This window comes from Sulfurimicrobium lacus (genome assembly GCF_011764585.1).
GTDB classification, from domain to species: Bacteria; Pseudomonadota; Gammaproteobacteria; order Burkholderiales; family Sulfuricellaceae; genus Sulfurimicrobium; species Sulfurimicrobium lacus.
On sequence record NZ_AP022853.1, the window covers coordinates 1,091,884 to 1,109,902 of the forward strand.

Annotated in this window: 21 protein-coding genes; all 21 read left to right on the plus strand. The window is 59.4% G+C overall.

Translation table 11 applies throughout. The features are described 5' to 3' along the window. Positions 1–115 precede the first annotated feature (115 nt). The 21 genes from tsf to motB all read left to right on the plus strand — a co-directional run bounded on the left by tsf (position 116) and on the right by motB (position 17,994). Positions 116–994 carry a translation elongation factor Ts gene (tsf, locus tag SKTS_RS05535; RefSeq protein WP_173061491.1) on the plus strand — a complete coding sequence of 293 codons (879 nt, stop codon included), beginning with the start codon at positions 116–118 and terminating at the stop codon, positions 992–994. Positions 995–1,006: 12 nt separating this feature from the next. After that, positions 1,007–1,723 carry a UMP kinase gene (gene pyrH, locus SKTS_RS05540; protein ID WP_173061494.1) on the plus strand — a complete coding sequence of 239 codons (717 nt, stop codon included), beginning with the start codon at positions 1,007–1,009 and terminating at the stop codon, positions 1,721–1,723. Positions 1,724–1,774: 51 nt separating this feature from the next. Continuing rightward, a complete protein-coding gene (frr, locus tag SKTS_RS05545; protein WP_173061497.1) occupies positions 1,775–2,332 on the plus strand; it encodes a ribosome recycling factor in 558 nt (185 codons plus the stop codon). 10 nt (positions 2,333–2,342) lie between these two features. Further along, positions 2,343–3,098: a polyprenyl diphosphate synthase gene (uppS, locus tag SKTS_RS05550; RefSeq protein ID WP_173061500.1), complete on the plus strand. Its 756-nt coding sequence runs from the start codon at positions 2,343–2,345 to the stop codon at positions 3,096–3,098. After that, a complete protein-coding gene (locus SKTS_RS05555; protein WP_173061503.1) occupies positions 3,091–3,882 on the plus strand; it encodes a phosphatidate cytidylyltransferase in 792 nt (263 codons plus the stop codon). Before uppS ends, SKTS_RS05555 begins: the two co-directional genes overlap by 8 nt. Positions 3,883–3,886: 4 nt before the next feature. Further along, complete coding sequence (gene ispC, locus SKTS_RS05560) at positions 3,887–5,125, plus strand: 1-deoxy-D-xylulose-5-phosphate reductoisomerase (RefSeq protein WP_173061506.1); 1,239 nt, start codon at positions 3,887–3,889, stop codon at positions 5,123–5,125. After that, positions 5,122–6,489, plus strand: a complete 1,368-nt coding sequence (gene rseP, locus SKTS_RS05565; RefSeq protein WP_173061509.1) for an RIP metalloprotease RseP — start codon at positions 5,122–5,124, stop codon at positions 6,487–6,489. The genes ispC and rseP overlap by 4 nt, the downstream gene beginning before the upstream one ends. After that, positions 6,489–8,783 (plus strand): outer membrane protein assembly factor BamA, encoded by a 2,295-nt coding sequence (bamA, locus tag SKTS_RS05570; protein WP_173061512.1) that lies wholly within the window; start codon positions 6,489–6,491, stop codon positions 8,781–8,783. The genes rseP and bamA overlap by 1 nt, the downstream gene beginning before the upstream one ends. Before the next feature lie 81 nt (positions 8,784–8,864). Beyond that, positions 8,865–9,311, plus strand: coding sequence for an OmpH/Skp family outer membrane protein (locus SKTS_RS05575; protein ID WP_425315642.1), 447 nt, complete (start codon positions 8,865–8,867; stop codon positions 9,309–9,311). 42 nt (positions 9,312–9,353) lie between these two features. Then, entirely contained in the window at positions 9,354–10,406 is a 1,053-nt protein-coding gene (gene lpxD / locus SKTS_RS05580) for a UDP-3-O-(3-hydroxymyristoyl)glucosamine N-acyltransferase (protein ID WP_173061518.1), read from the plus strand. 5 nt (positions 10,407–10,411) lie between these two features. Next, positions 10,412–10,849 (plus strand): 3-hydroxyacyl-ACP dehydratase FabZ, encoded by a 438-nt coding sequence (gene fabZ, locus SKTS_RS05585; protein ID WP_173068972.1) that lies wholly within the window; start codon positions 10,412–10,414, stop codon positions 10,847–10,849. A 10-nt stretch (positions 10,850–10,859) separates the two neighbouring features. Next, a complete protein-coding gene (gene lpxA / locus SKTS_RS05590) occupies positions 10,860–11,630 on the plus strand; it encodes an acyl-ACP--UDP-N-acetylglucosamine O-acyltransferase (RefSeq protein ID WP_173061521.1) in 771 nt (256 codons plus the stop codon). 14 nt (positions 11,631–11,644) lie between these two features. Continuing rightward, complete coding sequence (gene lpxB, locus SKTS_RS05595; RefSeq protein WP_244617452.1) at positions 11,645–12,823, plus strand: lipid-A-disaccharide synthase; 1,179 nt, start codon at positions 11,645–11,647, stop codon at positions 12,821–12,823. Further along, complete coding sequence (rnhB, locus tag SKTS_RS05600; protein WP_244617453.1) at positions 12,820–13,392, plus strand: ribonuclease HII; 573 nt, start codon at positions 12,820–12,822, stop codon at positions 13,390–13,392. Before lpxB ends, rnhB begins: the two co-directional genes overlap by 4 nt. A gap of 222 nt (positions 13,393–13,614) precedes the next feature. Continuing rightward, entirely contained in the window at positions 13,615–13,899 is a 285-nt protein-coding gene (locus SKTS_RS05605; RefSeq protein WP_198420432.1) for a hypothetical protein, read from the plus strand. A gap of 3 nt (positions 13,900–13,902) precedes the next feature. Next, a complete protein-coding gene (locus SKTS_RS05610) occupies positions 13,903–14,313 on the plus strand; it encodes a hypothetical protein (RefSeq protein WP_173061530.1) in 411 nt (136 codons plus the stop codon). A gap of 27 nt (positions 14,314–14,340) precedes the next feature. Beyond that, complete coding sequence (locus tag SKTS_RS05615) at positions 14,341–14,802, plus strand: hypothetical protein (RefSeq protein ID WP_173061533.1); 462 nt, start codon at positions 14,341–14,343, stop codon at positions 14,800–14,802. A gap of 27 nt (positions 14,803–14,829) precedes the next feature. Further along, positions 14,830–15,459, plus strand: coding sequence for an NAD(P)H:quinone oxidoreductase (gene wrbA, locus SKTS_RS05620; protein ID WP_173061536.1), 630 nt, complete (start codon positions 14,830–14,832; stop codon positions 15,457–15,459). Between the two features lie 97 nt (positions 15,460–15,556). After that, entirely contained in the window at positions 15,557–16,012 is a 456-nt protein-coding gene (locus SKTS_RS05625) for a CopD family protein (protein ID WP_173061539.1), read from the plus strand. Positions 16,013–16,095: 83 nt separating this feature from the next. Next, the gene (gene motA / locus SKTS_RS05630; protein ID WP_173061542.1) at positions 16,096–16,962 is read left to right on the plus strand and encodes a flagellar motor stator protein MotA; all 867 of its coding nucleotides are present in this window, start codon (positions 16,096–16,098) and stop codon (positions 16,960–16,962) included. A 15-nt stretch (positions 16,963–16,977) separates the two neighbouring features. Continuing rightward, positions 16,978–17,994, plus strand: coding sequence for a flagellar motor protein MotB (motB, locus tag SKTS_RS05635; protein WP_173061545.1), 1,017 nt, complete (start codon positions 16,978–16,980; stop codon positions 17,992–17,994). Positions 17,995–18,019 lie beyond the last annotated feature (25 nt).

The window sequence follows — 18,019 nt, forward strand, 5'->3', positions numbered from 1 at the left end:
CGAGCCCGCGTACTCCTCTCCCGCGAGCGGGGGAGGGCAGGGGTGGGGGAAACGGTCATGGCGAAACTCGCCATGACCGTTAGCTTTGGATATTCAGGAAATTTAGGAGTTTGACATGGCGGAAATCACCGCAGGTATGGTTAAAGAACTGCGCGAGCTGACAGGCTTGGGCATGATGGAATGCAAGAAGGCGCTGACCGAGACGGCCGGCGACATGAAGGCGGCGGAAGAACTGCTGCGCATCAAGAGCGGCGCCAAGGCCAACAAGGCCGCCAGCCGCGTGGCTGCAGAAGGTATCGTGGGCAGCTTCATCAGCGCCGACGGCCACAAGGGCGCACTGGTGGAAATCAACTGCGAAACCGACTTCGTTTCCAAGAACGAAGATTTCGTGGCGTTTGCCAAGGCTGTCGCACAACTGGTTGCCGAGCAGAACATTCAGGACATCGATGCGCTGTCCGCTGCCAAGCTGCCCTCCGGCCAGTCCGTGGAAGAAGTACGCCAGGCCCTGATCATGAAGCTGGGCGAAAACATCTCCCCGCGCCGCCTGGTGCGCGCCGAAACTTCCGGCAAGCTGACCACCTACCTGCACGGCACCCGCATAGGCGTGATGGTCGACAGCACCGGTGGCGACGAGCAGATGGGCAAGGACATCGCCATGCACATCGCTGCCAGCAAGCCGGTCTGCGTGTCCAAGGACCAGGTGCCCGCCGATCTGCTGGAAAACGAGCGCAAGATCTTCTCCGCCCAGGCAGCCGAATCCGGCAAGCCGGCTGACATCGTCGCGAAGATGGTGGAAGGCCGCATCGCCAAGTACCTGGCGGAAGTCACCCTGATGGGCCAGCCTTTCGTCAAGGACCCGGACCAGACCGTGGAAAAGCTGCTGGCTTCCAAAAAAGCCAGCGTCAGCGCTTTCACCATGTACGTGGTGGGCGAGGGCATCGAGAAGAAAGTGGTGGATTACGCCGCTGAAGTCGCTGCAGCAGCAAAGGTATAAGGACCTCAAGCCATGACCGCTCCCGCCTACAAACGCATCATGCTTAAACTTTCCGGCGAAGCCCTGATGGGCGACGACAGTTACGGCATCAACCGCGCCACCATCGAGCGCATCGTCGCGGAAGTGGCGGAAGTGGTGCGCATGGGTGTGCAGGTGGGGGTGGTGATCGGCGGCGGTAACATTTTTCGTGGCGTGGCGCCCGGCGCTGTCGGCATGGACCGCGCCACCGCAGATTACATGGGCATGCTGGCAACGGTGATGAACGCCCTGGCTCTGCAGGATGCCATGCGCTGTATCGGGCTGCAAAGCCGGGTGCAAACCGCACTGGCGATCGAGGCGGTGGCCGAACCCTACATCCGGGGCAAGGCGATCCGTTACCTCGAGGAAGGCAAGGTGGTGATTTTCGGTGCCGGCACCGGCAATCCGTTCTTCACCACCGATACCGCAGCGGCACTGCGCGGCATGGAAGTGGGCGCCGAGATCGTGCTCAAGGCGACCAAGGTCGACGGCGTTTATACCGACGATCCGAAGACCAACCCGGATGCCATGCGTTACCAGCAGCTCAGCTTCGACGAAGCCATCATGCGCAACCTGAAAGTGATGGACGCCACCGCACTGGCCTTGTGCCGCGATCAGAAGATGCCGCTCGCCGTATTCAGCATTTTCAAGGCGGGCGCGCTCAAGCGCGTCGTGATGGGCGAGGACGAAGGCACCAAGGTTTATTGCTAACAACCCCGCCGCCCTCATGCCCGGGGGTTAGGGTTAAAAGGAAGCCAGAACATGATTGCAGACCTTAAAAAATCCGCCGAACAGAAGATGCAGAAGTCCCTGGAAGCGCTCAAGGCCGATCTGGCCAAGGTGCGCACCGGGCGGGCCCATACCGGCATTCTGGATCACGTAACGGTCGACTATTACGGCAGTCCGACGGCGATCAGCCAAGTCGCCAACCTCACGCTTATCGATTCGCGCACCATCGGTGTGGCGCCGTGGGAAAAGAAATTGGTGGGTGCAATCGAAAGGGCTATCCGTGATTCCGACCTGGGGCTAAACCCCTCTTCCCAGGGCGACCTGATCCGCGTGCCGATGCCGGCACTGACGGAAGAACGGCGCAAGGAGCTGATCAAGGTGGTCAAGCACGAAGGCGAGGGCGCCAAGGTGGCGATCCGCAACATTCGCCGCGATGCCAATGCACACCTCAAGGATCTGCTCAAGGACAAGGAGATCAGCGAGGATGACGATCGTCGTGCCCAGGACGACATTCAGAAAATCACTGACCGTTACGTGACGGAAGTGGACAAGATGTTGCAGGTCAAAGAAACCGAACTGATGGCCATTTGAGCCAGATCTAGTGTCCCTGTCAAAAAGTTCGACACGCGAAATTCCTGCCGTGTCGCATATCCCGCGCCACGTCGCCATCATCATGGACGGCAATGGACGGTGGGCGAAAAAACGTCATTTCCCGCGCGTCATGGGGCACAAGCGCGGCCTCGAAACCGTGCGCGAAATGGTCAAGTCCTGCATCGAACGCGGCGTCGAATTCCTTACCCTGTTTGCCTTCAGCAGCGAAAACTGGCGCCGGCCGGAGGAAGAGGTTTCCTTCCTCATGCAGCTTTTCGTGCTGGCGCTGGAAAAGGAAGTCGGCAAGCTGCACCAGAACGAGGTATGCCTTAAAGTCATCGGCGACCTGTCCCGCTTCGAGCCACGCCTGGTCGAACTGGTGCGAAAATCCGAAGCGCTCACGGCCAGCAATTCCAAACTCACGCTGACCATTGCCGCCAACTACGGGGGGCGCTGGGACATCATGCAGGCCGTGCAGGCCATGCTGAAAGCACGCCCCGAGCTGGCTGCCGGTTTTGAAGAGGCCGATTTGCAGCCTTACCTTTCCATGCCTTACGCGCCTGAACCCGACCTGTTTATCCGCACCGGTGGCGAGGAGCGCATCAGCAACTTCCTGCTGTGGCAGCTGGCTTACAGCGAATTCTATTTTACCGATGTGCTGTGGCCGGATTTCAATACAGCCGAACTGGACAAGGCATTTCTTTCCTACCGGCAGCGCGAGCGCCGTTTCGGACGCACCAGCGAGCAATTGAAAAGTCATGCTTAGAACCCGCGTCATCACCGCCTTCGCCTTGCTGTTCGTCCTGCTGGGCGGATTGTTTTATTTGCCCAGCCTGTTTTGGGGCTGCCTCACCCTTGGCGTGATCGCTATCGGTTCCTGGGAGTGGGGCGCCTTGGCTCGTTTTCCCAGGCCAGCTCGCTGGGCGTATCTGATGCTGACCATATTATGGGGCACCGCTTTTTTTGTGCTCAATATCAGGGTTGAGCAGATTTACCTGCTCGCGGTGGTGTTCTGGCTGCTGGTGGCGATACCCTGGTTTTCCTGGGGCTGGCAGGTGCGCAACCCGGTTGGTCTGGCGGCTACCGGCTGGATGGTGCTGTTTCCCACCTGGTTCGCCCTGATGGACTTGCATGCCATGCGGCCTGCCTTGTTGCTCGGCCTGATCGCCGTGGTGTCGGTGGCCGATATCGGCGCCTATTTTGCCGGACGGGCTTTCGGCAAGCATAAACTGGCGCCTTCGGTGAGCCCGGGAAAAACCTGGGAAGGCGTAGCTGGCGGCTTGCTGGCTGTGGCATGTTATGGCGCCTTGTGGAAAACTTTTGTCGCAACCGTGGGCGTGCCTTTCCCCGGGTTCGTTCTGCTGCTCGCCATGGCGGCATTGAGCGTGGGAGGGGACTTGTTCGAATCCTGGCTCAAGCGCCAGGCGGGTTTGAAGGATAGCGGCAACATGCTGCCCGGCCATGGCGGCGTGCTGGATCGCATCGATGGCATGACGCCCGCGCTGCCGCTGGCTGCGGCTTATTACATTTACGGTTTCCCGGGTTTTTAGAATCATGTCGAATACACAAAATATTACCGTGCTTGGCTCGACGGGTTCCATCGGCGTTAGCACGCTGGACGTCATCGCACGCCATCCGGAACGCTTTCGTGTAGTGGCGCTGACGGCGAACTCGCAGGTGGACAAGCTATTCCTGCAGTGCCAGCAGTTCGAGCCGGAGTTCGCCGTGTTGCTGGATGCTGACGCGGCCCAATCATTGCAGCAAAAGATTCGCGCCAGCGGCCTGGCGACGCGGGTCCTGCATGGGGTCGAGGCGCTGGAACAGGTTTCATCCCTGCCCCAGGTGGACAGCGTGATGGCCGCCATCGTCGGCGCTGCAGGCTTGCGCCCATCCATGGCTGCCGCGCGGGCCGGCAAGCGCATCCTGCTGGCCAACAAAGAGACCCTGGTGATGTCCGGCAGCATCTTCATGGACGCGGTGCAGGATAGCGGTTCCGAACTGCTGCCGATCGACAGCGAGCACAATGCCATTTTCCAGTCCCTGCCGCGCGATTTCGGGCGCGGCCTGGGACAGGTCGGCGTGACGCGCATTCTGCTCACGGCTTCCGGCGGTCCGTTCCGCACCAAGCCTCTTTCGGCACTGGAAAACATCACGCCCGACCAGGCCTGCGCTCACCCGAACTGGTCCATGGGGCGCAAGATCTCGGTGGACTCGGCGTCGATGATGAACAAGGGGCTGGAAGTCATCGAGGCGCACTGGCTGTTCGCCGCGTCCGCCGAGCAGATCCAGGTGGTGGTGCACCCGCAGAGCGTCATACATTCCATGGTGGAGTACGCCGATGGCTCGGTACTGGCGCAGCTCGGCAACCCCGACATGCGCACCCCGATTGCCTACGCGCTGGGTTTTCCGGAGCGCATCGCGGCGGGCGTGTCGCCGCTCGACCTGTTCAAGATTGCCCGACTCGACTTCCAAGAGCCCGACATGCAGCGCTTCCGCTGCCTCGACCTGGCCTATCAGGCGCTGCGCCAGGGCGGTACCGCGCCGGCCATTCTGAATGCGGCCAACGAAGTGGCGGTGGCCGCCTTCCTCGATGAACGGCTGCCCTTCCTCGGGATTCCGTCCGTGATCGAGCACGCGCTGGAGCAGATCAGCTCTGTTCCGGTGACACGTCTGGAAGATGTCCAGCAAGCGGACCAGATGGCGCGAGAAATCGCCATCGAACGCATAGGGCGTGCGGGAGTTGGTGCTTTTGCCCCTCACGCCTCACGCCTCACTCCTCACCAACTCACATGAACCTGCTCTTTACCCTCGCCGCCTTCGCCCTGGCCCTGGGCATCCTGATCGTGGTGCACGAACTGGGACACTTCTGGGTTGCGCGCTGGTGTGGCGTCAAGGTGCTGCGTTTTTCCATCGGCTTCGGCAAACCTTTGGCCGTCTGGAAATCCGCACCGAACGGGACGGAATGGGTGCTCTCTGCATTCCCTCTGGGCGGTTACGTGAAAATGCTCGACGAACGCGAGGGCGAAGTCGCGCCGCACGAGCTGCCGCTGGCCTTCAACCGGCAAGCGGTATGGCGGCGCATCCTCATCGTCGCCGCCGGACCGGTGGCGAATTTTATCCTGGCGATCGCCTTGTACTGGGTGTTGTTCATGCATGGCATGCCGGGCGTGCGGCCCATGGTGGGGGAAGCCCCATCTTCCAGTCCGGCTGCCGCGGCAGGATTCAAGGCGGGTGAGCTCATGACCAGGATAGGCGGCGAGGACGTGGCGACCTGGCAGGACGTGCGCTGGCTGTTGTTGAAGAAAATCATGAAAAAGCACGCGGTAGAAATCGAAAGCCGCGGTGCCGGCGGCGAAATACAGTTCCATACGCTGGATACCAGTAGCCTCGGCCCTGACGATCTGGACAGTGATTTTCTCGGTAAACTGGGATTGACACTTTTTCGCCCCAAATTGCCGCCGGTGATCGGTAAACTGCTGCCGGGCGGGATTGGAGAGCGGGCTGGGCTGTTGGCAGGGGACGAAATCGTGAGCGTCAACGGCAAGCCGGCTGCGCTATGGGAAGATCTGGTGCAGATGGTGCGCGATAACCCTGAACGTCCGTTGCGTCTCGAGGTGAGACGCAATGGCACTTCGCTGGGCTTGACGTTGACACCTGCATCCGAGATGGAGCAAGGCAAGGCTGTCGGGAAAATCGGAGCCGGTCCGAAGGTGGACGAAGCCTGGATTGACCGTCTCATGGTAGAAGTACGCTACCCGCCGCTGCGTGCCTTGGGCGAGGCGCTCGATAAAACCTGGGATACGTCGCTGTTCAGTCTGCAGATGCTGGGAAAAATGGTGGTCGGCGAGGTGCCGCTGAAAAATATCAGCGGCCCGATTACCATCGCCGATTATGCCAGCCAGTCCGCGCATATGGGGTGGGTGCCTTACCTCAGCTTTCTTGCCCTGATCAGCATCAGCCTGGGCGTGCTCAATTTGTTGCCGGTGCCCTTATTGGATGGCGGTCATTTGATGTATTATATGGCCGAAATCGTGAAGGGAAGCCCGGTTTCGGAACGCGCCATGGAAATCGGCCAGCAGGTCGGCATGGCGTTTCTCATGGTGCTGATGGCTTTCGCTTTTTACAACGACATTAACCGCTTGTTGACCGGCCAATAATGAAAAAACTAATCCCGTTCCTGATTTCCAGCCTTTATGCGACCACAGCCCTGGCGCTTGATCCCTTTGTCGTAAAAGACATTCGCGTGGAGGGCATTCAGCGCACCGAAGCCGGAACCGTGTTCAGTTACCTGCCGGTGAAAGTGGGCGAAACCCTGGACGACGAGAAAGCCGCTGCCGCGGTCAAGGCACTTTATGCCACCGGTTTTTTCAAGGACGTACGTCTGGAAACAGAAAACGGCGTGCTGGTGGTGACAGTGCAGGAGCGGCCGGCGATTGCCCAGGTGGACGTGAGCGGTGCCAAGGAATTCACCAAGGAGCAACTCAAGGACGGCCTGAAGGCTGCGGGCTTGTCAGAATCCAAGATATTCGACAAGGCGCTGCTGGACCGCGCCGAGCAGGAACTCAAGCGGCAATATTTCAGCCGCGGTAAATATGCGGTCACCATCACCACTACCGTGACGCCGTTGGAACGCAATCGCGTCGGCATCAACTTCGATATTTCCGAGGGCGAAGTCGCCAAGATCAAGCAAATCAATATCGTCGGCAACCAAGCCATGTCGGAAAAGGACTTGCTCAGCCAGTTAGTGCTATCCACCTCGGGCTGGATGACCTGGTACAGCAAGAATGACCAGTATTCGAAGCAGAAGCTGGCTGCCGACCTGGAATCGCTGCGCTCTTATTACCTGAACAGTGGCTACCTCGAATTCAATATCGAATCCACCCAGGTTTCGATATCGCCCGACAAGCAGGGTATCTACATCACCATCAACCTCCATGAAGGCCCTAAATACACCATTTCCGACGTCAAACTGGCAGGCGAGATGCTGTTGCCGGAAGAAGAGCTGCGCAAGCTGGTGAAGGTCAAGCCGGGCGATACGTTCTCGCGCGAGAAGCTGAATGAGTCGAGCAAGGCCATCAGCGACCGCCTGGGCAACGACGGTTATGCTTTTGCCAACGTCAATGCGGTGCCTGAAATCGACAAGGAAAAGAGCACGGTCGCCTTTACCTTTTTCCTCGATCCCGGCCGCCGTGTCTACGTGCGCCGCATCAACGTGGCCGGCAACACCAAGACGCGTGACGAAGTACTGCGCCGGGAAATGCGCCAGGCCGAAGGCGCCTGGTACGCGGCGGACAAAATCAATCGTTCGCGCGAGCGCCTGCAGCGCCTGGGTTACTTCACCGACGTGAACGTGGAGACCCCGGCAGTTCCGGGCACCACCGACCAGGTCGACCTGAATTACTCGGTAACCGAAAAGCCCACTGGCAGCATCATGGCCGGCGCCGGATTTTCCAGTTCCGAAGGCTTGATCCTGAGCGGTTCCATATCGCAGCAGAACGTGTTTGGCAGCGGCAACTTTGTGTCGGCACAGATCAACAGCGGCAGTGTCAACAAGGTCTATTCCCTGTCGTTCACCGATCCCTATTTCACCGATGACGGGGTGAGCAGGGGCTTCGACGTTTACAAGCGCACGGTGAACACGACGAGTCTCAACACCATTTCGACCTATTCGACTTCGACCCTCGGCGGCGGTATCCGCTTCGGCATCCCGCTGAACGAGAAGGACAGCGTCAGCCTGGGGCTCGCGCTGGAAAAAACCGATATTTCATTGACCGATAGTGCTTCGCTGCCCCTGAAAAATTATGTCGCACAGTTCGGCAATTCCGCCAGCACTGCCCGCGCCGATCTGGGCTGGGCGCGCGATTCACGCGACAGCCTGACATACCCCACCGCCGGCGGCTTGCAGCGGATTTTCGGTGAAGTCGGTCTGCCCGGCATGGATATCCAGTATTACAAGCTATCCTACCAGCAGCAATACCTGCGCACCTTTGCCAAGAACTATACCCTCCTGCTCAACGGTGAGGCGGGCATCGCCGCTGGCCTGGGCAACAAGCCACTGCCTTTCTTCAAGAATTTCTACGCCGGCGGCATTACCTCGGTACGCGGCTATCGCACCAGTTCCCTCGGTCCTCAGGACGTGGATGGTAACTCCCTGGGCGGTTCGAAGCGGCTCGTGGGTTCGGCGGAATTGATGTTCCCCTTCCCCGGGTTGACTACCGATAAATCGGTTCGTCTGGGCGTATTCGTCGATGGCGGCGCAGTATTCGGTCCGGATGATTATCAAGGCCGGTATTCGAAAGTGAATTTTACTGATATGAGATTTTCCAGCGGTGTGTCCATAAGTTGGTTCTCCCCCATCGGTCCTTTGAAATTCAGTTTGGCCAAACCCCTGAACAAGAAAGAAGGGGACCATACCGAGTCATTCCAGTTCCAGATGGGAACCATGTTTTAGAAGATGTTAGAAGTCAGGAGAAATAAATTGAAAAGATTTGCTCTATCGATCATCGCCATATCCTTGCTGCAGATTTCCGGCATGGCGGCGGCGGCAGAATATAAAATCGGTTTCGTGAACACCGAGCGCGTGTTCCGCGAGGCGGCGCCGGCGCAGAAAGCGCAGAAGAAACTGGAAAAGGAGTTCGCTGCCCGGGATCAGGACCTGCAGAAAATGGCCAAACAGGCCAAGGATCTCCAGGCTTATCTGGAGCGTGAAGGCGTGACTATCAGCGATACCGAACGTCGCAACAAGGAGCGTGACCTGGCTAACCTCAACCGCGACTTCCAGCGCTTGCAGCGCGAATTCCGCGAAGACCTCAACCTGCGCCGCAACGAGGAGTTGTCCGCAGTGCAGGAACGCGCCAACAAGGCCATCATCGCCATTGCCGAAAGCGAAAAATTCGACCTGATTCTGCAGGAAGCCGTGTACGCCAGCCATCGCATCGATGTGACCGAAAAGGTGCTGAAAGCGCTGTCCGAGAAATAATTTCAAGGCCAGCCGCGCTGGCTTTTTTTGCAGGAACAGTACGTGAGCTTCGCTAACGAGCAGACATATACTCTGGGCGACATCGTGGCGCGCTTCGGTGGTGAAGTATTGGGCGACGCCCAGGTCCGGGTAAGTCAGGTGGCGTCGCTGGAAAATGCACAGGCGTGCCATATCAGCTTCTTTACCGCCAGCCGCTTCCAGAAACAGCTCGATGCCACTGCCGCAGGCGCCGTGATCGTCGGCGTTGATGCGCGCGATGCGACCCCAAAACCGCGTATCGTCAGCAGCAATCCCTATGCCTATTTCGCCAAGGTTTCGACGCTGCTCAACCCGGTTCCGGCGATTGCGGCGGGGATACACCCGACTGCGCATGTGGAGGAGGGCGCAGTTGTCGCATCATCGGCTTCCATCGGACCCTTTGTCAGCATCGGGCGCGGTGCGAAGATCGGCGAACGGGCGGTGATCGGTGCCGGTTGCGCGGTTGGCGAGAACACCGAAATCGGCGCCGACACCTGGCTCTATCCGCGCGTGGTGATTTACCACCGTTGCGTTATCGGCGAGCGCGTGATTATTCATTCGGGCGCGGTAATCGGCGCGGATGGTTTCGGTTTGGCCCGGGAAGAAGGGCGCTGGCTGAAAATCCCCCAGATCGGCGGGGTGGTGATCGGAGACGATGTGGAGATCGGTGCCAATACGACCATCGATCGCGGCGCAATGGAGGACACGATCATCGAGGAAGGGGTGAAGCTGGACAACCTGATCCAGGTCGCCCATAACGTCCAGATCGGCGCTCACAGCGCGATGGCGGGCTGCGTCGGCATTGCAGGGAGCGCCAAGATCGGACGCAATTGTACCGTCGGTGGTGCAGGCATGATCCTTGGCCATTTGCAGATCGCGGACAATGTTTCAGTGTCATCCGGGACCTTGATTACCAAGTCGATCACCAAGGCCGGCACCTATACCTCGGCGATGCCGTTCTCGGCACACGAGCAGTGGCTCAGGAATGCGGCGCATTTGCGCCACCTCGACAGCATGGCGGAAAAACTCCGCGCGCTGGAGCAAAAAATCAATGAATTGGAAAGGAAGCAATCGTGAGCAGCATGGACATTCATGAAGTACTGGAGCACCTTCCCCACCGCTACCCCTTCCTGCTGGTGGACCGCGTGCTGACTTGCGAGCCGGGAAAAAGTATCGAGGCAATCAAGAACGTCACCATCAACGAGCCGTTCTTTCAGGGGCACTTCCCCCACCACCCGGTGATGCCGGGCGTCTTGATCATGGAAGCGCTGGCCCAGGCGGCCGGCATCCTGTCGTTCAAGACCATGGGTACCAAGCCGGATGAGAATTCCGTGTTCTACTTCGTCGGCATCGACAACGCGCGCTTCAAGAAGCCGGTTACCGCCGGCGATCAGCTCCACCTGCACATCGAGATCATGCGCCAGATGCGCGGCATCTGGAAATTCAAGGCCGAGGCCAAGGTGGACGGTGAAGTCGTCGCGGAAGCCGAACTGATGTGTGCCAAGCGCGATATCGTCTGAAGGACCGTCGATGATTCACCCTACAGCGATCGTTCATCCCGGCGCCAGGCTGGGCGAGGGCGTCTCGGTCGGCGCCTATTCGATTATCGGCGAGCACGTGGAGATCGGCGACAACACCTGGGTCGGGCCGCATGCGGTGATTTCCGGCCACACCCGGATCGGACGCGATAACAGGATATTCCAGTTCTCCAGCCTGGGTGAAGTGCCGCAGGACAAGAAGTACGCCGGCGAACCGACACGGCTCGAAATCGGCGACCGCAACACTATCCGCGAATTCTGCACGCTGAATTTGGGCACGTCGCAGGATGTCGGCGTGACGCGCATCGGCAACGACAACTGGGTGATGGCTTACGTGCATGTGGCGCACGACTGCCAGATCGGCAACCAGACCATTTTCGCCAACAACGCCACGCTGGCCGGTCACGTGACCGTGGACGACTACGCCATCCTTGGCGGCTTCACCGGGGTGCACCAGTTCTGCCATATCGGCGCGCACTGCATTACCGGCATCAGTTCGGTGATTACCATGGATGTGCCGCCCTATATGACCGTGGGCGGCAACCCCACTGCACCCCACGGCATCAATTCGGAGGGACTGAAGCGGCGCGGTTTTTCATCCGACGCGATTCTGGCGTTGCGGCGTGCCTACAAGACCTTGTACAAATCCGGCCTGAGCCTGGCCGACGCCAAGCTGGCGCTGCAGGAGCAGAGCTTGGCCTTTCCCGAGATCGCCTTGTTACTCGAGTTTCTGGATAAATCAACGCGCGGCATCATCCGCTAAATTCGAGGTGTAGTTTGGCGCAGCAAAATGTGACAGGGCGGGGCGTGCGGATCGGTATCGTGGCGGGAGAAGCTTCCGGGGACCTGCTCGGCAGCCACCTGATCGCGGCTCTGCGAAAAAAACTGCCGCACGCTGAATTCGTCGGTATCGCCGGCCCGAAAATGCAGTCGGCCGGCGCCCAGACCCTGTTTCCCATGGAAAAGCTGGCGGTGCGGGGGTACCTGGAAGTGCTGTGGCATTTCCGTGAAATTTTCTCTATTCGCCGCAAGCTGAAACGCCATTTTCTGCAGAATCCGCCCGACCTGTTCATCGGTGTCGATGCGCCGGATTTCAATCTCGGCCTGGAAAAATCCCTCAAGGCGCACGGCATCCCGACTATTCACTATGTCAGCCCTTCGGTTTGGGCGTGGCGGCGCGAGCGGGTGAAAAAAATCGCACAATCGGTGACGCATATTCTGGCGCTGTTTCCCTTCGAACCGCAGATTTACCAGGATGCCGGCGTGCCGGTGAGCTATGTCGGCCATCCCATGGCCGATGTGATAGCGGATCAGCCGGACCGTGCGGGGATGCGCACGCAGTTCAAGCTGCCGCAGGAGGCGACCGTCATTGCCTTGCTTCCCGGCAGCCGACAAAGCGAATTGCACTATATGGCCGAGCTGTTCATCCGCACTGCGCAGACCATAGCGTCCACAAAACCCGATACGATTTTCCTGGTTCCCCTGGTGAGCCGCGAAACACGGGACTTGTTCGAAGCTGCGCTGTATCGTCTGGGTGCCGAGAATCTTCATCTGAATATCCTGTTCGGTCACGCTCATGCCGCGCTGACCGCCGCCGATGTGGCGCTCGTGGCGTCCGGCACCGCCACGCTGGAAACCGCGCTGCTCAAGCGGCCCATGGTGATCACCTACAAACTGTCGAAATTGTCCGCCTTCCTCATGCGGCGCAAGGGCTATCTACCTTACGTCGGTTTGCCCAACGTGATGGCCGGACGTTTTATCGTGCCGGAATTGTTGCAGGAAGATGCCACGCCGGAAAATCTTGCCCAGGCCATGCTCAATCTGCTGCAAGACGAGCAGGTGCAGGCCGGCCTTCTGGCCGAGTTCGGGCGCATCCACCAGCAGTTGCGGCAAAACACCGCCGAGCGGGCATGCGAGGCGGTCATGCGCTACCTGCCCGACTGGGCCAAGGCGTGAGCCATCTGCTCTGCGGGGTCGACGAAGCCGGGCGTGGGCCGCTGGCCGGGGCGGTGTTCGCCGCTGCGGTGATTCTCGACCCGTCTCGTCCGATCGCCGGCCTGGCTGACTCCAAGAAGCTGAGCGAGAAAAAACGCGACTATCTGGCGCTGCAGATCAAGGAGCATGCCCTGGCTTGGGCCATCGCCAGCGCTTCGGCGCAAGAGATCGATTGCATCAATATTCTCCAGGCCAGCCTGCTGGCCATGCGGCGTGCGGTAGAGGCGCTGACGCTGGTGCCCCACGAAGTGGCGGTGGATGGGCTGCATTGTCCGCCGCTGGCCATGCCTGCGCGTGCCGTGGTCAAGGGCGACAGCCTGGTGGCGGAAATCTCGGCAGCCTCGATTCTCGCCAAAACCGCACGCGATGCTGAAATGCTGGAACTGCACCAACTTTACCCGGACTACGGTTTCGACCGACATAAGGGTTACCCCACGGCGGATCATCTCGCGGCGATCGCCCGGCATGGGGTGATTTCCATCCACCGGCGCAGTTTCGCGCCGGTCAGGCTTGCTCTGGGGTACGAATAACGCCTTACGGCTTTTTCTGCTCCCTTTCCCCCCCCGCCAACTCAGGTCTTCGCTGTAGCGAAATACGGTCTATGCGGCACTGCTTTTATCTGACCGGTCTTTAAAATGGTGTCATGAACCTCAGCTCGCAATCCGGCTATTGGCGCTATAACGGGGGCAATCATGCGCATTCCAGCATTCGCTTTAATTCCTCTCCTGCTCATCTCTCTTTCAGGACAATCCGTGTGGGCAGATGAAGCCTACGCCCGGATCAAATTTCCGTCCGATGGTGCAAAACTCGATGCCATGGCACAAAACCGGATCGACTACGAGGTAAATCCGGGGCCGCGGGGCGATCACATCCATCTCTACGTGGACAACCACGAGGCGGCCATCCTGCGCAAGCTGGTCGGCAGTCACCAACTGGACACCATGGCGCCGGGTCCCCACACGCTGTGCATCAAGGTGGTAAACAAGGCGCATGTGCCGATCGGCGTGGAGCAGTGTGTCAAGGTTGTCGTGGAATAGGGTATGGATCTGCAAAATCTGGGGTATGCGCTGACCCAGGTGGTGCATAACTTCGGTGCTGCCGCCGTGTTGGGCGGCTCAGTTGGCGCGTTGTGGCAGGCGCCCCAATTTGAATTCGAGCGCAAGTTGGCGTGGCTGGTGTGCCTTGGCTGGGCAACGCAAATTGCGAGCGGTTCGTTGTTTGGGGCTATCAGCTTCCATTATTACGGAAGCTTTCCGGATATATCCGGCGTTGCCGTCGTGGCCCTGATCCTCAAGGCGATCTGCGCCACCGGCGGATTTTTTCTGGCGGCATTCTACCTTTGGCGTGCCGCCGCCTGGCCGGACACGCGGCGCCATCGTGTCTGGCTGACGATGTCGGGGTTGAGCGCCACCGCACTGACGGCAGCAGCGTTCCTGCGCTGGTTTTCATGAATCCGGTTTGAGCGAGGGAGAGATGCCATGAAACACATTCAAATGCGTATGCTGCAATTGGGATTGCTGACGTTGTTCCTGGCCTGTTACGCGCACCTGGCAGCGGCGCAGGGAGGTGACTGGAACAGGGTTGTGGACGGCATCAATATCCATCTCGGGGTACAGCCGGCCGAAATGGTGCAGGGCGCGGCAAAAACTCCGCAAGGAAAATCGGCCGCCGCCAGCGATCGCTACCACTTGGTGGTGGTGCTTTTCGACGCGTCCAGCGGCAAGCCGGTGGACGGCGCGCAAGTCAAGACTTCGGTGGCGCAAATCGGCTTGTCCAGTGAACGCAGAACGATGGAGCCGTTGCACGCCAAGAACAGTGCCAACTATTACGGCAATTTCTTTACCATGCTGCCCGGTATGGGGCCATATCGCATCGTGGTGGAAATCAGTGGCGTCAAGGACCACGGCCGGATGGAGACCACGTTCGAATACAACCCCTGAAATGCGGTCGATGTTCAGGAGACGAGCATGAAAATCCAGGTCGTTTTTTATAGCATGTACGGACATATCCATCGCATGGCGCAAGCCGTCGCGCAAGGTGTCGCTTCTGTGGAAGGCGCCGAGGCAAGCCTGTGGCGGGTGCCCGAACTCGTGCCGGACAAGGCGCTCGAAGCCAGTGGCGCGAAAGCGGCACAGGCCGCTTTCGCCGATGTGCCGATCATTGCACCCGCCCAGTTGGCGGAGGCCGATGCGATCATTTTCGGTACGCCTACACGCTTCGGCAACATGGCTGCGCAAATGCGCAATTTTCTCGACCAGACAGGCAAGCTGTGGCTCGCCGGCAGCCTGATCGGCAAGGTGGGTAGCGTCTTCGCCAGCAGCGCCACCCAGCATGGCGGGCAGGAAAGCACCATCCTCAGCTTTCACACCACGCTGCTGCACCAGGGCATGATCATCGTCGGGCTGCCCTACAGCGAGCAGCGCCAGATGACCATCAGCGAAATCAGCGGCGGTTCTCCCTATGGCGCAAGCACGATTGCCGGCCCGGACGGGAGCCGTCTGCCGAGCGAAAACGAACTGGCAATGGCGCGCTTCCAGGGGCGGCATGTCGCCGAAATTACTGCCGCCCTGACGCGGGGACGTTCAGCCATGGTCTGACTACCCGCCGGGGGGCGCCCACCCCGGTTCGCGTGTATTTTTCCTCAATTTCCCCAGCCCTGCTAAAATTCCTCGCCCGTACCCTGAGGAATATTCAATGAAATTCATGATCATGTTGCATGTGTTGGGAATCGTAATCTGGGTGGGCGGCATGTTTTTTGCCCACCAGGTACTGCGCCCGGTAGCCGCCGACCGGCTCGAACCGCCGCTGCGCCTGCCGCTGTGGGTGGGCGTGTTCAAACGCTTTTTCCCCTGGGTATGGGCAAGTATTGCCGTGATCCTCGCTTCCGGACTGTTCATGATCGGGTTCCTGGGCGGCATGAGCAGCGTGCCCTTGCACGTCCACGCCATGCTCGGCACCGGCACCATCATGATGGCGATTTTCGCCTATGTCTTCTTTATTCCCTTTGCCCGCCTGCAGCGAGCGGTCCTGAACCAGAACTGGAAAGCGGGCGGCGCATCCCTGGCAAACATCCGCCAACTGGTTGGAATAAATCTCTCTCTGGGACTGATAACTATCGCTATAGCCACGGCTGGCGCCATGTTTGCATAGCGCCGGGCGGCAGAACTTGTTAAAGTTGGCGAAATTATTCCATCGGCCTGATGCTCAGGCCGGCAGCGGAGGGAGTGTTTAGCATGTTGGTGATTGTTGGTTACCTCGTCGTCTTGGGGTCGGTGTTCGGCGGTTTCGTCATGGCTGGCGGACATCTCGCCGCCTTGCTTCAACCGATTGAGTTGCTGATGATCGGGGGGGCGGCTGCCGGAGCGTTCCTGGTAGGCAGTGGCCCCAAGGTGATGAAGGCGACATTCAAGGCTTTGCCCGGCATCGTGAAGGGGTCCAAGTACAACAAGGCGCTGTACATGGAATTGCTGGCGCTGCTGTTCGAAATCCTGGCCAAAGTGCGCAAGGAAGGGCTGATGTCCATCGAGTCAGACGTGGAAGAGCCGGACAAGAGCCCCCTGTTCAGCAAGTATCCCGGCGTTTCCTCCGATCATCACATCGTAGAGTTCATCACCGATTACCTGCGCCTGATGGTGGGTGGCAACCTCAATGCCATGGAAATCGAAAACCTGATGGACAATGAAATCGAAACCCATCACAACGAGGGCCACGTGCCGGTGGCCGCCTTCGCCAAGCTGGCGGACGGCATGCCGGCGTTCGGTATCGTGGCCGCGGTGATGGGTGTGGTGCATACCATGGAATCGGTGGGCATTCCGCCGGCCGAACTGGGCATGCTGATTGCCCACGCGCTGGTGGGGACCTTCCTCGGTATCCTGCTTTCCTACGGTTTCGTCGCGCCGATTTCTACCCTGCTGGAAAACAAGCTGATCGAATCGAGCAAGGTATTTGATTGCGTCAAGGTGACACTTCTTGCCAGCCTGAACGGCTATGCCCCCCAGGTGGCCGTCGAGTTCGGCCGCAAGGTGCTTTATTCCACCGAACGACCGGGATTCCTCGAGCTGGAAGAGCATGTCAAACAGACCAAAAACAAACCCGGTTAAGCGCCGATAGCCGACATGAGCGACGACTCCCAACGCCCCATAGTCATCAAGCGCATCAAGAAGGGCGGCCATGGCGCCCACGGCGGGGCATGGAAAATTGCCTACGCCGACTTCGTGACGGCGATGATGGCTTTCTTCCTGCTGATGTGGCTGCTGGGTTCGACAGCCAAAGGCGATTTGCAGGGGATCGCCGAATATTTCGCCACCCCGCTCAAGGTGGCGATGCAGGGAGGCTCCGGCAGCGGTGACGCATCCAGCGTGATCAAGGGCGGCGGAACGGATATCAGCCGCAAGCAGGGTCAGGTAAAAAAAGGTGCGCCCGACCCAGTCGTCAAGAAAAAAACCATCAATCTGGAAGCCGCCAAGGCCGAACTGAAGCGCCAGGAAACAGCCAAGCTTGCCAGCCTGAAGGAAAAGCTGGAAAAAACCATTGACGCCAATCCCCTGCTCAAACAGTTCAAGAAACAGTTGATGCTGGACATCACCAAGGAAGGATTGCGCATCCAGATCCTGGACGAGCAGAACCGGCCCATGTTCGATAGCGGAAGCGCCCACCTGAAGCCTTACACCCAGGTGATTCTGCGCGAAATCGGCAAGGTCCTGAACGAAGTGGAAAATCGCGTGACGCTTTCCGGGAATACCGATGCCACGCCATATTCGGGCGGCGAAAAAGGCTACAGCAACTGGGAACTGTCCGCCGACCGCGCCAACGCCTCGCGCCGCGAACTGGTCGCCGGCGGCATGGGCGAAGGAAAGATGCTGCGCGTGGTGGGACTCGCTTCGGCCGTGCCGTTCGACCCGCAAAACCCATTCAGCCCGGTCAACCGGCGCATCAGCATCCTGATCATGAACAAGGAGGCGGAGGAAGCCGTCACCGAGGCAAACAAGGCTGATATCGCGGCACAAAGCAAGGCGGACGTGGCCGGGGCATTGCAGGGCGCTAGTGCCGATACGCCTGCCAAGCCCGGGGTTCCGCCTGTTCTTGCAAGCCCGGAAAAAGAGGTGGCAGGTGCTGTCCCGGCCAAACACTGAGCCGCTGGCGCCTTTGCCAAGCGCC

Bases quoted from the DNA above. Each gene is read 5' to 3' on its own strand.
- tsf (WP_173061491.1), top strand. From the start codon at position 116: ATGGCGGAAATCACCGCAGGTATGGTTAAAGAACTGCGCGAGCTGACA.
- pyrH (WP_173061494.1), top strand. From the start codon at position 1,007: ATGACCGCTCCCGCCTACAAACGCATCATGCTTAAACTTTCCGGCGAA.
- frr (WP_173061497.1), top strand. From the start codon at position 1,775: ATGATTGCAGACCTTAAAAAATCCGCCGAACAGAAGATGCAGAAGTCC.
- SKTS_RS05555 (WP_173061503.1), top strand. From the start codon at position 3,091: ATGCTTAGAACCCGCGTCATCACCGCCTTCGCCTTGCTGTTCGTCCTG.
- ispC (WP_173061506.1), top strand. From the start codon at position 3,887: ATGTCGAATACACAAAATATTACCGTGCTTGGCTCGACGGGTTCCATC.
- rseP (WP_173061509.1), top strand. From the start codon at position 5,122: ATGAACCTGCTCTTTACCCTCGCCGCCTTCGCCCTGGCCCTGGGCATC.
- bamA (WP_173061512.1), top strand. From the start codon at position 6,489: ATGAAAAAACTAATCCCGTTCCTGATTTCCAGCCTTTATGCGACCACA.
- SKTS_RS05575 (WP_425315642.1), top strand. From the start codon at position 8,865: ATGGCGGCGGCGGCAGAATATAAAATCGGTTTCGTGAACACCGAGCGC.
- fabZ (WP_173068972.1), top strand. From the start codon at position 10,412: ATGGACATTCATGAAGTACTGGAGCACCTTCCCCACCGCTACCCCTTC.
- lpxA (WP_173061521.1), top strand. From the start codon at position 10,860: ATGATTCACCCTACAGCGATCGTTCATCCCGGCGCCAGGCTGGGCGAG.
- SKTS_RS05610 (WP_173061530.1), top strand. From the start codon at position 13,903: ATGGATCTGCAAAATCTGGGGTATGCGCTGACCCAGGTGGTGCATAAC.
- SKTS_RS05615 (WP_173061533.1), top strand. From the start codon at position 14,341: ATGAAACACATTCAAATGCGTATGCTGCAATTGGGATTGCTGACGTTG.
- wrbA (WP_173061536.1), top strand. From the start codon at position 14,830: ATGAAAATCCAGGTCGTTTTTTATAGCATGTACGGACATATCCATCGC.
- SKTS_RS05625 (WP_173061539.1), top strand. From the start codon at position 15,557: ATGAAATTCATGATCATGTTGCATGTGTTGGGAATCGTAATCTGGGTG.
- motA (WP_173061542.1), top strand. From the start codon at position 16,096: ATGTTGGTGATTGTTGGTTACCTCGTCGTCTTGGGGTCGGTGTTCGGC.
- motB (WP_173061545.1), top strand. From the start codon at position 16,978: ATGAGCGACGACTCCCAACGCCCCATAGTCATCAAGCGCATCAAGAAG.